The sequence below is a fragment of the Phaeodactylibacter xiamenensis genome (assembly GCF_000759025.1).
GTDB lineage: Bacteria > Bacteroidota > Bacteroidia > Chitinophagales > Saprospiraceae > Phaeodactylibacter > Phaeodactylibacter xiamenensis.
On sequence record NZ_JPOS01000101.1, the window covers coordinates 42872 to 58664 of the forward strand.

At 47.4% G+C, this 15793-nt stretch carries 12 protein-coding genes; 3 read left to right on the forward strand and 9 right to left on the reverse strand.

Features of this window, described 5'->3' with window-relative positions; all coding sequences use genetic code 11:
• Window positions 1-125: 125 nt before the first annotated feature.
• Window positions 126-3833 (reverse strand): hypothetical protein, encoded by a 3708-nt coding sequence (locus tag IX84_RS33660; protein ID WP_044230096.1) that lies wholly within the window; start codon window positions 3831-3833, stop codon window positions 126-128.
• Window positions 3834-4117: 284 nt separating this feature from the next.
• Between IX84_RS33660 and IX84_RS29730 the strand changes: the two genes are divergently transcribed.
• Together IX84_RS29730 and IX84_RS29735 are read left to right on the forward strand one after the other, a co-directional pair.
• Complete coding sequence (locus tag IX84_RS29730; RefSeq protein ID WP_044230099.1) at window positions 4118-4849, forward strand: helix-turn-helix domain-containing protein; 732 nt, start codon at window positions 4118-4120, stop codon at window positions 4847-4849.
• A gap of 152 nt (window positions 4850-5001) precedes the next feature.
• On the forward strand, window positions 5002-5208 hold the full coding sequence (locus IX84_RS29735) for a hypothetical protein (RefSeq protein ID WP_044230100.1): 207 nt from the start codon (window positions 5002-5004) through the stop codon (window positions 5206-5208).
• A gap of 86 nt (window positions 5209-5294) precedes the next feature.
• On the opposite strand, the gene IX84_RS29740 is transcribed toward IX84_RS29735, so the two are convergent.
• The 4 genes from IX84_RS29740 to mutS all read right to left on the reverse strand — a co-directional run bounded on the left by IX84_RS29740 (window position 5295) and on the right by mutS (window position 10535).
• Window positions 5295-5909 carry a toxin-antitoxin system YwqK family antitoxin gene (locus tag IX84_RS29740; RefSeq protein ID WP_044230102.1) on the reverse strand — a complete coding sequence of 205 codons (615 nt, stop codon included), beginning with the start codon at window positions 5907-5909 and terminating at the stop codon, window positions 5295-5297.
• A 26-nt stretch (window positions 5910-5935) separates the two neighbouring features.
• Window positions 5936-7024 carry an endonuclease/exonuclease/phosphatase family protein gene (locus IX84_RS29745; RefSeq protein WP_044230105.1) on the reverse strand — a complete coding sequence of 363 codons (1089 nt, stop codon included), beginning with the start codon at window positions 7022-7024 and terminating at the stop codon, window positions 5936-5938.
• Between the two features lie 24 nt (window positions 7025-7048).
• Complete coding sequence (gene dapB, locus IX84_RS29750; RefSeq protein ID WP_044230107.1) at window positions 7049-7768, reverse strand: 4-hydroxy-tetrahydrodipicolinate reductase; 720 nt, start codon at window positions 7766-7768, stop codon at window positions 7049-7051.
• A gap of 166 nt (window positions 7769-7934) precedes the next feature.
• Complete coding sequence (mutS, locus tag IX84_RS29755) at window positions 7935-10535, reverse strand: DNA mismatch repair protein MutS (protein WP_044230128.1); 2601 nt, start codon at window positions 10533-10535, stop codon at window positions 7935-7937.
• A 241-nt stretch (window positions 10536-10776) separates the two neighbouring features.
• Between mutS and IX84_RS29760 the strand changes: the two genes are divergently transcribed.
• Window positions 10777-11124, forward strand: a complete 348-nt coding sequence (locus IX84_RS29760) for a 4Fe-4S dicluster domain-containing protein (RefSeq protein ID WP_044230109.1) — start codon at window positions 10777-10779, stop codon at window positions 11122-11124.
• Between the two features lie 263 nt (window positions 11125-11387).
• On the opposite strand, the gene tnpC is transcribed toward IX84_RS29760, so the two are convergent.
• The 4 genes from tnpC to IX84_RS29780 all read right to left on the reverse strand — a co-directional run bounded on the left by tnpC (window position 11388) and on the right by IX84_RS29780 (window position 14631).
• Complete coding sequence (tnpC, locus tag IX84_RS29765; RefSeq protein WP_052516523.1) at window positions 11388-12860, reverse strand: IS66 family transposase; 1473 nt, start codon at window positions 12858-12860, stop codon at window positions 11388-11390.
• 60 nt (window positions 12861-12920) lie between these two features.
• Entirely contained in the window at window positions 12921-13157 is a 237-nt protein-coding gene (locus IX84_RS33145) for a hypothetical protein (RefSeq protein ID WP_152605302.1), read from the reverse strand.
• 816 nt (window positions 13158-13973) lie between these two features.
• Complete coding sequence (locus IX84_RS29775) at window positions 13974-14384, reverse strand: type II toxin-antitoxin system VapC family toxin (protein ID WP_044230113.1); 411 nt, start codon at window positions 14382-14384, stop codon at window positions 13974-13976.
• A 4-nt stretch (window positions 14385-14388) separates the two neighbouring features.
• A complete protein-coding gene (locus IX84_RS29780; protein WP_044230115.1) occupies window positions 14389-14631 on the reverse strand; it encodes a hypothetical protein in 243 nt (80 codons plus the stop codon).
• Window positions 14632-15793 lie beyond the last annotated feature (1162 nt).

Consider the following 15793-nt stretch of genomic DNA (forward strand, 5'->3'; position numbering starts at 1 on the left):
TACCTGATTATATTCCAATATACGAAGCAGCTCCGCAATGAGTTGCTCACCTAATAGAGAAAACGCAAAATAAAACCCGGCGGCCGTTAAGAAAGGATTAAAGTTGCATTTTATACTGCTAAGCTCTACTCTTCCTCTTCTGCTGTTAAAAACGGCAGTGGGGGTTCCTCCTGAATCAGAATACTGGCCAGCTTCCGGGCCTGCAACTCGGGGTTGCGCCACCACTCCGGCGACCAGATTTGGTGGAGTTCGTAACCTTGTCCCTGCCAGCATTGCCGCTGTTGAGCCTCCCACGCAAAACTAGTGTACGGAGTGTGGGCCTTAAAGCCATCCACCAAAAGGCCAAATCTCCTGGAAAAGCCGGGTGCCGGATCAATGGTTAAGGCTATCTGGCCATCAGGTGTACGTTCGGCCAGGTGCAGGCGCCCCGGGCTCAAATAAGGCTTCAGATAATGCTGTACCTGCCGCAGTAAATTGTAGGGAGGCGGAAAAGCAGGTGGTTGTTGCAATTGGCCTGCAAAACGAGCGGACAACTGTTCGATTTTAGATACATCATTATTTGCGCAGGCTTTCAAAAATGCGAAATAAACCGGCAGGCGCTGCCCGGCTTCGAACAGTTTTTCTCCTTCCTCCAGCCAATCAACAGGCAGGGAGTTGACTACCCATGCTTTTTGCCGGGCTGCGCTCATCAGTGCTTCTAATTGTTGCTGTACACCGGGCTGATCCAGCCGGTGTACATGCCCTGTGACAGGCCCGTTAGGCCCTACCGGACCGAAAGTGGCAGAGACAATCAAAATATCAAATTTCTGCCCTTCTACTTCAGACAAATCCATCAGTGTAAGGCCATTACGATCGAGCTGCTGAATGGTTTCCACACCGGTGCTCCGCCTTTGCTTGATGCCCAGCAGGTAGTCGGCCAGCAACAACCGCTGCCCTGTCGTGAGACAAACGATGCCAACCGATGGGTAGGTACGCTGTGGGGTCCTTTCAATTTTGGCAAGCATGGCTAATACGGAGCGCGCTTCCGCGTCGTTCTGCTCAAGCGCTTCATCGTAAATACCATCCACCTGTTCGAAAGCCACCTGTTCTTTGGTGGGCAATACGGGAGCAGGTTGTGCTGCGTTTCGAAAGTGCAAAGTGCTGGTTCCGTGCATGTGCCGCAGTTGAAAAGCCGGCACTTCTCCCTGAAGCTCCTGCGGCTGCAGCGACTGATCATCCCATCCTCTGGGGCTTAACATAAGGGTACGGTGCCCCATTGCGGATAAGCGTTCCAGCATAGCTGCCGGCACCAGATGTGCTTCTTCGATGATTACCAGACCAAAGCGCTGTTTGCTTTCTGAGAATAGCTCATCGGCTAAATGGGGCACCGTCAGCAAAGCCGGGCTGGTGGCAACGGGAACGTCTCCCAGGGTGCGCAGATGACGGGCAAACTGTATCTGCTCTTCAACTGTTCCGCCCTGCATCAGCCATTTGTAGGCGATTTTACGGCGGCGGCGCAAATCCTGTACGGCCTGCTCCTTTCTGGACTGCCAAAGCTGCAGGATATGCGCGGGCAGGTTTTCCTTTAGGCTTTCCGTTACCTTTGCATATTCTTCCAGCGCATCCAAATCTGGCGGCAATACTGCTTCGTAAGATTGGCTAAGCACATTATCAAGGAACCAGGTCCGGAAGGCCGCCATCCAGTTATCAGGTTTCACCCTGAGGAGGCCTTTGACCATCCGTCGGGCGTGCTCATCCAATTGCAGCCAATTGCGCTGCCAGGCATAGAAGTTGCCAAATTCAGGCAGTGCGCGCTTGGTTTCTTCAAGCTGCTCCACCACCTCATCCAAAAACCGCTGCCGTTTGGGTAACGTGAGGGTATTGTGGCTTAGGGGCAAGTGATAAAGCCCGGTTTCATTAATATCATCGAGTAGGCGGTCGAGACTTTTTTCTAACTCCTCCACCTGATTGTCAAAGCCCAAACGGGGATTCACGGACTTACGGCTGAGGCGGGTTACTTCATCCTGAACCTGCTCCCGCAGGTTCATCCGCCATTGCTGCAATCTAGATTCAAAAGCTTTCAGCCACTGGTTCAGCCCGGGCATTTCTGCCTCATCCCAACTGGGGAATTCAGCATCAAAATAGGGCTGCCGCTGAAAGTCTACCTTCAATTTGCGGTATCCTTCCAGAATCTCTTTTCGGGCAGCACGCAGCGCCTTCGCCCGGTCTGAGAAGACTTGTCTGAGGCGAAGGGAACCTGCTCCGGCACTCCAAAACTCTTTGCCATGCTCGGACTCCTGCTCCGCCATCGTATCTTTGAGCTCAATAAGCTGTCGGGCAAACTTTTGGTAATATTGTTCGTAGTGAGCTGAAAGCTGATCGGCGTAGGCGTCAATGCGGTTGATGAACCACAATTGCAGCCGGGTGGCTTTATCCAGGAGTTGCCGGACCTGTGTCTCTGCAAACATCCTGGCATCTTCTTCCTCCATTCTCAAAAACAGGCCCGGGCTAAGCTTTCCCAACGGGCTGCGGATGGTGTGGGTCTTTTTGAACAGCTGATAGCAGCGCTCCACTACTTCGGAGAGTGCATCGTAGGCCTCTGAGTTGAACGTATAGTCCTGCGCATTGAGCTGCGTACCCAAAAGTTCTTTACCTTCCGTTTGAGCGCTCTCCAGGTACTGCCCCACTGTCTGTGCCCAGGGTTGCCCGGCAACGGTAACAGCCCGGTAAGCCCGATAGCTCTCCGTGAGCTTGGCGTGGAGGCGCTGTCCCTTGTTCATAATTTGCTTTAGCCTTCGGTGATCCCCGGGCTGTTGCGCGCCCCGGTTTGAAGCAGAGGCACGCAGAATATCGAGCATTAGCATCTTATCAGCCGCAGTATCACGGAGAAGGAAAGCCAGCCTTGAAAGCCCCTGTTGATCGATGGCCATTTCATACTCCTTAAGAGTACCGGTCCGGGGCGAAACAACAAGGCAGGGTTTTCCATGAGCTAACTGATTGACCAGGAGGTGGACCCCCAGAGCCGATTTGCCTGTCCCACTGTGGCCGTCTGCCCAGCTACAGCCCTTTTGCTGTAATTGTTCTGCTACAGTGGCCTGAAAGGGGTCCAGGGTATAGGGCCCAAAAGTATCTGACATACCCTCTCTATGAGCAGGCGTTGCCTGTGGGAGGCCAATGGTACAGGGCGGTTGATGCGGGAAACAGCTCAGAATAGCAGCTTCCACAAAAGCACCATTGCCTCTTTCAGTACGAACAAAGGCGTGGCTGTCAGTCATTATGGGCAAACCCTTCAGGGCAGGTGACGGCAATTCCAGCTCGGTAGCTACATTTTGACAAAATTGCTGCAGATGTTTTAATCCAAAGGACTGCTGGTTGAGAAACCGGTCAAAAACAGGAGCGAGGTCTTTCCCTGTTTTATTTTTCCAGTACGAAATAAGATAGACATTAGGCCGCAGGCGGTGAGTCGGTGTCCTGGACAGGCGCCAGGGGCTATTGTACTGATTTCCCGGCTCCAGGTGTACTTCCCAGATCAGCAGCGGAGCAAAAACCACTCTGCCGGATTCGGCTTCTTCATCCTGAAAGAAAGGATAGCCGATGCCAACGGCTGCCCCGCCCCGGGACCGCTCCCAGGCCCGGCTTTCAAAGTACACCTGCCTTAATCCAGGCTCCTGGTCCACACCTGTGGCAATGATACTTCGAAAATCGCCCTGTATCAATTGCTGGAGTAAAGACTCGCCCTGTTTATCCGGTAGGCTGACAAAATCAAGAGCAACCTCAAAATCAGGATGTGTATTAAGGTGTGTGCTGCTTTCACTCCAGGCATACTGAATCATTTCCTGGGCACTCGCCTGCATCTTCATCGTATTTTTACTGTTAGTAGGGTCTTAATTTATCGCCATTTTCCCGAATCCAATAACTTTTTTGGAAAGTCTTTTAAACGCCCCCTTTTTAGTCACGGTAATGTCATCTTGTATCCTTGTCCACTATTTGAAACAAACCTGAGTCTTCTAAGCTTCTAAAAAACTTGGAAAAGGCCTGCCAATAGCCTATATTGTCTTCATAAGCCACTGGCTATCAAATGTTTAACCTTTTAGAGGTAAATACCATCAAAGGTTAAACAAAACAGACAAAAAACAACATGATTCCAAACATCGCCGTCATATTAACCAATGCCCAAAAGCGCATTCTCTGGGTCAATGATGACTTTACCCACATCACGGGCTATTCTTTGCCCGAGGTGGTTGGGAAAAGCCCCGGGGGGATATTGCAGGGGCCAAATACAGAACCTGAAGCTATCAATCAAATCAGGCAGGGGCTGGCCAATGAGCTGCCATTCCGGGGAGAAATTACAAACTACCGCAAGAACGGAGAGGAATACCTGTGCCGCCTGGTCATCCACCCGGTGTACGATGAGTCTCAAAACCTGACCAACTTCATAGCATTTGAAGTGGACGGCAATGCGGTAGAAACAGAATTACCGATTCCTCTGCTTAATCTGGAAGAGAAATACAGCTCAAGCAGCCTTAAAGGCATGGAAGAACTCCGGCTTTATCTGCGCATGAAACAGACAATAGAGGAAGAATCTTTGTTTTTGGACCCTAACCTCTCCCTTCGCAGTGTTGCCGACCGACTGAGCACAAATACCAAATACCTTTCTCAAGTGGTCAATCACAATGCAAAATGCAACTTTCAGCAGTTTATCAACTTCTACCGGGTAATAGAGGTCAAAGAGAAAATTAAGGACCCAAAATTTTACAACCTCACGCTATTTGGGATCGCCCGGCAATGTGGCTTCAAAAACAAGTCTACGTTTTATAAAGTATTCAAGGAGGTGACCGGGATGACGCCCCGCAAATACCTTAAGCAATAGCTCTGAAAATGAGTGCTTTGTTCCATATTCGCGAATACGGACCCTTCCCTTCCGCTTAAACTTGCCTTACCGCTTAATAAACAGCACCTTGAGTGTAGCAAGATTGCAAATGGCTTGCTCAGGTGCAAGCTTCATCATTTAAAGTTAAAATTATGAGCGGTATCAGAGAAATGATCGGCTTTGCTTTCTGGGTGAATAATACCAGGAAGGAGCCGATGGAAGCACTGCTCAACGGCCACAATGGTTATTCCAAGGAAAGGACCACTATTATGCATGACCTTGAGGAAGAAAATATTAGAAATATCCTAAAAAGGACAGCAGAAAAAATTGGAGATTCTCAGGTAAATCACTACAATTGAGGTCTCTACGTCTTTTTTAAGGCATTGGAGAATTATCATCATTTCATTAGCCGAAGCCCCGGGGGCTTCGGCTTTTATATTTCTGGTTACTCCACTACGCCTCCTTCGACCTTCTCTCCATCCCGGTATTCGTACTCCAACATGACATTGCCTTCTTCGTCATAAAAGCGATAGGCGCCGTGCTGTTTGCCATCCTTATAATTGACTTCTTTTTGCAGGTCACCGGTTTTTCTATTGTATTCGAGGTAGGTCCCGTCGAGTTCTCCATTTTTATAATTGGCTTGCTTTTCAACCCTGCCAAAACTATAGGCAGCCCAGGGGCCATCCAGCTTGTTGTTCTTATAGGTAGCCCTCAGGGTGATATGCCCCCGGGTATTGAACTCCAGATAAGTTCCATTGTAATTCCCATCTGCATAGGTGGTGAGCTTGGCCGGGAATTTACCCTCCAGTCCGTATTCAATCCAGGCGCCAATCTTTTTGCCATCGTAAAGCATTCCTTCTTCGATAATAGCACCTTCTGCGTTGCGCTTCACCAGACGCTGTGCCGGCGAGTTCTCAATGTAAGTGACCTCGTATCCCTCTGTCACAGCCTTATTGGCGTCATTGCCGGTTGGTGGAGCAGACTGTTGCGGGCTTTTAGCGGGCTGCTCACAAGCGGTGAAAAATGCTGCCAAAGCAAGCATCATGAAGAATTTGTACATGCTACTATGATTTTTGTTTTCGAAAATTATTTCAACTCAACCTCCAGGTAGACGGGCTGATGATCAGAATAGCGGAATTTCTGATCGATACCTTTCACCTGCCTGATTTGAACATTAGGGCTGACCAGGAAGAAGTCGATCAGGGTAATGAAAGTCTCGCCCGGGCGGTAGGGTGTTTTGGTCTTCCGGTTGGTGGGCACCCTGGGGTCATACGCCCACTGCCAGTCCGCAGGCAGGTATTCCGGGCCGATATTGATTTGAGTGTACCCCTGTGTGCGGCCTGGCATATAGCCATCAAAGCGGAAAAAAGGCGGCACCTGATTCCAGTCGCCACCAACTACTACATAATGCCCCGCCTGATATTCTTTAAGGAATAACTCCTTCAAAAAAGCCATCTGTTGTTGTTTCAGCGACCCATCAGCATCGTAGGCTGAGTTGTGTACATTCATGACCACAAGCTCTTTGTCGCCTTTTACGCGGAAGCGGTGCAAAGCCACGCAGCGGTCCAATTGAAACAAGCGGACCGGCCAGGGGAAGGCGCCCGGAAGTTGCAGGCGGACCGACTCGTAAGGCTGGTACTTGCTGTAGGTACCCAGGCCGCTCTCTACTTCTCCGTAAAGATGCCAGGGCTCAAAAACGGGAATCGGTACGAGTGGCGAGCGGTAATTGGTCGCGAAAAAAGCACTGTAATCCGTTTTCTGCCCCCTGACCAGTTCATGCTGATTCGCAAAATAGCTGCGCTTGGAGTGGTAATCGACTTCCTGGAAGAGGAAAAAGTCTGAGGCGGTGGAACCTACAAATTGCTCAACGCCTTCGTTGTTTTTTTGTACGGCTTCCTTAGGGGCACGCACCATCCGTCCTTTGGACAAGTACATGTTCCCATGGTCGAAAAAGAACTCCGACTCCTCGCCCAGCCCACCAAAGCCCAGGTTCCAGGTTACGAAGGTCAGTAAGCTATCTTCAATAACCGGAATGGAGGCTGCTCCCGAATTTTCCAGTGGTGTTTTTGCTTCCGGCACCCAATCATTTAATGTACCATAGAGTAGCACACCGCCTACGTAGAGCACTAGAAGCAGGGTGAAAGCGATAGCAACTCTGGCGATTAATTTTTTCATAAGCCTGTCTCTTTGTCTATATTTTTACAGCCCCAGCATGTCCCGCATTCCAAACACCCCTTTCTTCCCGATCAGCCAATGGGCTGCCTGCAGAGCGCCTCTGGCAAACCCCTCCCGGCTGTGTGCTTCGTGACGGATAGTGAGGGTATCCACAGCCGAGGTATAGCGAATTTCATGCGTACCTTTCACGTCCCCTTCCCGTATGGCTTCGATAGGGATGTGCCCGGCTTCCGCATTTGTACCCTCCTGCCAGCCTTTTACGCGCTCCAGACTTTCGATCATATCCTCCGCAAGGGTAATGGCTGTGCCGCTTGGGGCATCCAGCTTTTGGATATGGTGGATTTCTGTCATGGAGGGCTGATAAGCTGGCCAGTCATTCATCAGCTCTGCCAGCTTTTGGTTGAGAGCGAAGAAGAGGTTGACTCCTATGCTGAAGTTGGAGGCGTAGAAAAAAGCGCCCTCTTTTTCCAGGCAAAGCGCCTTAGCTTCTTCAAAACGGTGCAGCCAGCCTGTAGTGCCGCTAACGACCGGTACGTTGGCCTTCAAACAGGCCTCGATATGCCTGAAACCGGTATCTGGGTGGCTAAAATCAATAGCGACATCCGCTTGTTTCAGATTAGTTGTGGTCAATACCGCTTCATTATCAGCACTAAGCCGCATGACAATTTCATCACCAGCACTGATCGCCAGTTGCTCGATGGCTTTTCCCATCTTTCCATAACCAAGTAGTGCAATCTTTGGCATCGCAGGTCCTTTTAATACCGAAGGTAAAGAACTTCATTCAAAGTTGTGACTTTTCGAAGAGCACTCGTCTAAAAGGCAAACATCAAGCAAATAAACACAGCTTTATATAGCCAAATGAATCCCAAAAACGTTTGACAGGAGCCCTGGTAACAACGCCGGGGCTTTTTTATTCTTCTAACAGGCCCTTTAGCTCATTTAGCTTCATCATGCATTCGATCGGTGTCATATTATTAATATTCAGGTCGGTAAGCGCCTCTTTGATTTTACCCGCTGTTGGGTCCACCGTTTCGAAAATACTGAGTTGCAGGGTCTCCGTTGAAATCCTTCCCGTGTCTGGTTTGGCTGCCGTTATTGCACCGTTGCTGTTATCTTCATTATTAATGGATTTTTGCTCCAGCTGAGTGAGGATATGAGCAGCCCGTTCCACGATAGTACGTGGCATACCTGCCATTTTGGCCACATGTATACCAAAGCTATGCTGACTGCCCCCTGGTACGAGCTTGCGCAGGAAAATGACCTTCTGGCCGACTTCCCGGGTAGCGATATTGAAGTTTTTAATCCGCTCAAATTTATTGGCCAGCTCATTCAGCTCGTGGTAGTGGGTAGCGAAGAGCGTTTTGGGCCGGGCGGTGCCATTGTTGTGAAGAAATTCAGCAATGGACCAGGCAATGGAAATCCCATCATAGGTACTAGTGCCCCGCCCAATCTCGTCCAGCAGAATGAGGCTGCGGTCTGAGATGTTATTCATGATGGAAGCCGTTTCATTCATTTCCACCATAAAGGTCGACTCTCCGGAGGAGATGTTATCTGAAGCCCCAACGCGGGTAAAGACTTTATCAATGAGGCCAATAGAAGCTTTTTCAGCAGGAACAAAGCTACCCATTTGTGCCATAAGGCCGATCAGGGCCGTTTGCCGGAGCAAAGCTGACTTACCCGCCATATTCGGCCCGGTAATCATCATAACTTGCTGGGTTTCCGTATCCAGGTAGACATCATTGGGCACGTAGGGCTCATCGATAGACAACTGTTGCTCGATAACCGGGTGCCGCCCCTGTTTGATGTCGATAACCGTACCATCATTAATTTCCGGGCGGCAGTAATTTTGTTTGCGTGCTACTTTAGCAAACCCGAGCAGGCAGTCGATGCGGGCGATCAGGGCTGCATTGTGCTGAATAGGCTGAATATAGTCTGCGAGGGTGAAGACCAGCTCTGAGAACAGCTTTTCCTCCAACGCGAGGATTTTTTCTTCTGCGCCGAGGATTTTAGACTCCAGTTGTTTGAGCTCATCGGTAATATAGCGCTCGGAATTGGTCAGGGTTTGTTTACGCATCCACTCCTTCGGTACTTTGTTTTTATGTTTATTGGTCACCTCCAGGTAGTAGCCGAACACATTGTTGAACCCAATTTTAAGACTCGATATGCTTGTATTTTCAACTTCTCTTTGCTGAATGCCCAGTAGCAGGTCCTTGCTGTTGTTGACAATATTGCGCAACTCATCCAACTCTTCATTGAAGCCATCCGCCATGACTCCCCCCTTGGATAAATTGACGGGGGGGTCATCAATCAGCCGTTTTTCGATCTCATCCCTCAGCAGAGCACAAGGGTTTAGCCCCTCCCCTATTTTTGCCAGTTGCTCCAGGTTACTGTTTTGCAGAGTCTCTTTGATGGGCCTGATAAGCTCGAGGGCCCTTTGCACTTGCTTGATTTCCCGTGGATTGATCTTTCCGAGCGGGACTTTAGAAATCAGGCGTTCCAGGTCACCAATTTGCTGGATATACTGAGTGAGGGCGCCTTCCAGTTCAGTATCCTTATAGAAGTGGTCAACGATATTCAGACGGTTATCAATCGCAGAAGGGATGGTCAGGGGCAGGACCACCCATTTTTTCAGCAAGCGGGCCCCCATTGGCGAAACGGTCTGATCGAGGACATCGATTAGCGCCACTCCGGTTTCGTGGTTACTGTAGACCAGCTCCAGATTGCGGATGGTGAAGCGGTCGAGCCACACGTATCGATCGGGCTGCAGGCGGCTGATGGCATTGATGTGCTGCAGATTTTTATTCTCAGTCGTAGCCAGGTAGTGAAGGGTTGCACCGGCAGCGACCTGCCCGAGCTCCATCTCTTCCACCCCAAAGCCTTTGAGGTTTTGGACTTCGAAATGTTCAAGCAGCTTTTCCCGGGCATAATCGAAAGTGTAGACCCACTCATCAAGCATAAAAGTGTAGAGCTTATCCCCAAACTGCTTCAGGAAGTCTTTTTGGCGATCTTTAGGGAAGAGGACTTCCGATGGCTTGAAGCTTTGGATGAGCTTATCGGCATAGGTCAGGCTGCCCTCACAGACCATGAACTCCCCGGTGGAAACATCCAGGAAGGAGACCCCGACGTGGTCTTTCTTACCAAAGTACAGGGAAGCCAGGAAGTTATTAGACTTATGGTCCAGCAGTTTGTCATCCACGGCAACGCCAGGCGTGACGATTTCAGTTACTCCACGGCGGACAATTTTTTTCTGTGGGCTGGGCTTTTCCAGTTGTTCACAAATTGCCACCCGGTAGCCTGCCCGGACGAGGCGTGGCAAATAAAGGTCCATGGAGTGATAGGGAAACCCCGCCAGCTCGATGTCACTGCCGCCGTTATTCCGTTTGGTCTGCACGATACCCAGCACCTGAGAGGCGGTGATAGCATCCTCCCCAAAGGTCTCATAGAAGTCCCCCACCCGGAAAAGCAGGATTGCATCCGGGTGTTTAGACTTGACTTTAAAATACTGCTGCATCAGAGGCGTGACCTTACCATCGCCCTTTGTTTTCTTTGCCTTTGCCAATGTGGATCATTTTCGTTAATCCACAAATATAGTTGTTCCATTTGGGTTGCCATAAAGGGAAGCTATCCAAAGATAAGACTACTAGAGAAGGCTTTGCAAAATCTAACCCCTTGGCTTATTTTTGCCCCATTGGACAACCAACCGGAACTGCCCGTGTTGGAATTAAGAACAGAAGAACAAAAGCAATCCAGATATGGCTATTATAATCACAGATGAATGTATTAACTGCGGCGCTTGCGAGCCGGAATGCCCTAATAACGCCATTTATGAAGGCGGTGTGGAATGGGCTATTGCTGACGGTACAGGAGTAAATGGTTCTTATAAGCTGGAAGATGGCTCAGAGGTTGATGCAAATGCTCAACATGATCCAATCTCTGACGACTTGTACTATATTGTGCCAGATAAGTGTACGGAGTGCGTAGGTTTTCACGAGGAACCACAGTGTGCTGCCGTCTGCCCGGTTGATTGTTGTGTAGATGACCCCGACCGCAGAGAGTCTGAAGAGAAACTGCTTGAGCGCAAAGAGCGGCTGCATTTGTAGAGAGAAGTAGGATTTTATTGAAAAGAGCGCTGTCAGATGCATTTCTGACAGCGCTCTTTAGGGTCTACCCTGAAAATTACTTCCAGAAGCCATGTCAATATAAAATTTGGGGGTTGTAGACCGTGTAGACTTGCGTAAAAATAAGACAGTTTAAAAATTCACTAACTTTAAGCTGTTATGAAGAAATCAAAGTTTACAGAGAGCCAAATAATCAAGGCGCTCAAAGAGAACGAATCAGGCAGGGTAACCATTCAGCCGGTATATCAATCGCCCCAGAGCAAATTCGATACGAATGGCTCAGTTTGGGCAGTGAAGAGTTTTTTCATAGCCTCAAAAGCGGAGTATCCCTGTTTAGTGGCTGTCGATAAGAAAGCCCTGATACGCAAGAAGCGGTTGCCAGTCTCTATGCTGTGAAAGAAACCGGATATTTTCATTTTCACTTTTAGCATCCTTATGTCCCGCTCCGCCCTGTTGTTGTCAAAAGGGACCCGGAAGTCGTACAGAAAACGGAGCACCTCGCTGGCATATTCTTTTAAGGCCATAAGGAGGTTGTGGGTTTTGGTTTGCTTAGGCGGCCCTTTTGTGCCATCCCCATTTACAGCAGGGTGCAGTTTTAGCCCCTGTTGTACCCAGGTCATGTATCGTTGGCGGTACTGTGCGCAGTGGCTGGAAGAAAACGCATCTTTGCCCTTCGCTTTTGCCCGTTTTACTGCTTTATTGATGTTTTTGAGCAGTTCCTGCAGTTGCCGGGCCCAGTAATCATTATGCTCGTCAATGACGGCTTGTAAGTTGCGCAGTAAATGGGCATTGCACAGGCTATGCTGGCAGTCATAGCCGAAGTAGTTAGCGTAGCGGTCATGCACTGCAATGCCTTTAAAACCTGGCAAGATGCCCATTTCGTCCATCGTAGCATAGCCCCGCTTTCCAAGAAAGAAGTAAGTATGGGCGCTGCCGCTGGCCACATGGGCATAAGCCTGCCCTTGCGCGCGCACGCCTGTTTCGTCAAAGCCTGCTACCTCCTCTTGTTGAAAGCGCCTTATTATTTGTTCGCTGAAGCTGTCCAGTTGGCAGCAAGCCTCTGAAAGCATATTGTCTAGCGTCCCTTCGCTTATTGGCTGCCCTAAAAAATCGGACAGCAGTTCTGCCGTGCGTCCGTAAGGCAGCAATTGGTATGACATGCAGTAGCTGGCAAATGTCCGCAGGTTGGGGCCGTACACCGCATTATTCGTAGCTTCGGCGGGGAAGAGCCCCTGCGTGCGCACCCCACAGCAGGAACAGCTGGCGCGGTGTGCACGGTGCTCTGTGACTTGTATCTCAATTGGGGGGATATCGAAGACCTGACGGCGGTCAAACCCCAAGCTTGGCTGCCCCGATAAATCTGCGCCGCAACCAGAGCAAGCCTTTGGGTAATGATCCTCAATCTTCGCCTCGGCGCTGGGCACCATCTTCAAAGTAGTGCCCTTATGCCCTGGCTGTCCACCGGGTTTCCTGCCTTTCTTACTTTTTTGGGTTGTTGTGCGTGACTTCGTAGGGCCATCACTGCTCGGCGGTCGAGAACTGTTCCGGCTGTTTTGGTTGAGCTGGGCTTCCAGTTCTTTGATGCGCTGCTCTAATGTCCGGATCGTTTCGTCGCGCTGGGATATGGTTTCTTGCTGCATAGAAATAATAACCCTGACCACCTGGCTAATGTCAGGCGGCAGCTTGGATAGTAGGTTATTCAGTGCAGACGGTTCCATGGGATTAAATATCGTATTTTATTTTAACTTTGTCTAAAGCGGCTGAATGTTTACCTAAATTTACTCTTTTCGTCCGATTTCACCAATACTAGCGCAGGCAGCAAAAGACGAAAATGGCAGAGCCTGGCTTTTGCTGGCTGCAGCGGGCTTTTCATTCTCTTTTTTCATTCGTAGACTTTTACCCAGCTTGTGTGTAGCCATTGTTATGGGTTGCCGCTTTATTCTTTTACCCGTTTCAAAAAAAGGGCCCATTTCAAATTCTGGACTAACCAAAAGGCGGCTATTCAATCTTTTCAACTGATTTTAATCTCTTGGTTTTCAATTGGTTCAATTTTAGAATTCTGATTCTTCAATTTGATCGATTCTAATCTCAAATCAACCAAAAATCGGACGACAATCAATCTGTTTCCGGATTCAGATCTCAATTTCCAGAAGATTCAACCTGATTTTTGATTCTTGATTCCCTCAATTCGATCTCCCAAATTCATCAAAATCAGTTTCAGGTTCTCCAAATCTTGAGTTTTGGTTTCTGATCTTAGGTCTTCAAATTGATTCAATCAACGATTTTCAGTTCAAAATTTCCAAATTCCTGATTCCCGATTTCTATTTTTGGACGAGATTCAAATTCCTGATTTTCATTTCAAAAGCCGCCTAAACTCAAACTCCCTTTGAAAAAACTAATCTCATTTTTCAAGATGGGCCCGGTTAATCTTAAGAATCCAAATCTTTCGTTTTCTGACCAATTCACCGTAAAGAATACAATACTCGACAGGACATTTACCCGCCTTTTTAAATTTCAATTGCCCGATTTGGAATTCAGATTCTCGATTTCTGAAGAACTCCTGATTGTGAGTTTTCATTTTTGAGGCGGGACAATCCATATTTTCAATTCCATAGAAGCCAATTCTGATGCGGTACCCCATAACGGCCCGGCTACGTGACGTGCCGGACTCTAAATTCACCATTTTCATTCCATTTCACAAATGCTAGAGCAGGCAGCAAAAGGCCAAATTGGCGCAGCCTGGCTTTTGCTGCCTGCGCGGGTTTTTCATCTCCATTTTCCAATCGAAGATTTTTACCGGCATGGCATGTAGCCATTGTTGTGGGAAGTATTTATTTTACTTCATTTTTAATCCAATTCTCTATTTTAATACCTGATATTCTACTTAAGTGCTTCTCATTATTTGTAACCATTATCATGTCGAAATGAACTGCTGTAGCACCTATCAAAAGGTCAAAATCGTGAATAAGATTACCTTCTCTTCTAAGCTTTGCTTTTTCTTTGCCAAAGAAATCCAAGCATTCAAATATTGGGACTATTTGAAATAATTTTTTCGTCTTTATTACTTCCTCTTTATGTTTTTCTATACGATCACTGTAATAAGCTCCATAAGTTAATTCTCCAATTGTAATTTCTGATACATGACAATTATCAAATCCTACTTTTTCTGTTTTCTCGAGCAAATTGTTCTTTCCTTTTAGAAAGGCTACACAGATATCTGTATCTAATAAATATTGAGCCATTTTATCAGTCTAAGTTGATTTCTCTATCAGAAGTCGTTCGTGATGAATAAATTAATTCAGTTATGTCATCATCCATATCTGCCCAAGCACCAAATAATTCGCGTGATAACTCTTTCTTATCAGGTTCCCTATCTCCAGAGTATCCACTCTTTATACTATCTGCCAGCCTTGATAAAAGCTCTATTTTTAGTTCTAAAGACATTAACTCAAAGAGCTTCACGTACTTCGAAATCATCAAATTCTCCATAGCTTTAGCTTTTCTTTTTTCTGTTGAACAAAAATAAGAACTTCAAAGTTCCGAATCCAGTCTATTAGTAAAACTCTTCAAAAAATAATCATAATAAACTGATTTCCAGATGTTAACAAAATGCTATTCAATCGTCTTTTTCTATGATTAGGTTTAATCGTAGGCCAAAATTTTCTTAAGCCTTGAATCCCTTCTACTTTCTTTAACAGTCGTCTTCCTTTGTCCTATTCACTGTATGCAGTCTGTGATTTTCATTTATTTCCCACAACGGCCCGGCTACGTGCTGTGCCGGACTCTAAATTTACCATTTTCGTTCCATTTCACAAATGCTAGCGCAGGCAGCAAAAGGCGAATTTGGCGCAGCCTGGCTTTTGCTGCCTGTGCGGGTTTTCCATCTCCATTTTCCTCTCAAAGATTTTTACCGGCATGACATGTAGCCATTGTTGGGCGCTTCCATTTTATTCGTCGTAAACCTAAAAAAGCGACCGGTTTACCGGTTCTGGATACTCCAAAAGGGCCGTTTTTACCGATTTTTCAATCTCATTGAACCGATTCCCTAATTTTGATAGTCTCAAATTGATCTTGAAAACTGATCTCAATTTACCGATTTCAAATTCTTGATCTTGAAAGTCAATCTCCCAAATTGATCCAAATTTCTAATCTCCAGTCTTCAATTTGATTCGGCTAACTTTCAGTTTTCTTGATTGATCTCAAATTCAAGTTGACCAATTCAATCTACTCATTTTCAATCTCCAAAATTTCAACTTGATTCTCGACAACCCGATTCAATTTGATCAGATTCTTATCCGGTGAAAGGTTCAAATTTCTTGTCCTCCTACTCTATTCAATTCGACGGTTTACCCAATTCTTATTTTCCGTATTGAGGCCCTAAACGTAAACCCACTCCAAAAAACTCAATTTCTTCTTTCGATGACAGGGAGCGGTAATTGTTAAGGATCTCAATTATTCGGGAGAACGAATTACCCGATAAAACAACTCTATTTTCCATTTTTTGCCTGCCTAATTGGGCTATACATTCAATTGACCGTAACAAACAAAACTTGGGTTCCAAAAACCAATTATTCCCGATTTTCAAAGGCAGGCTTAATCTCTAATCAATTGTTTTTCAGATTCTTATTCCCAAATGGAGTGCGCCCAACGG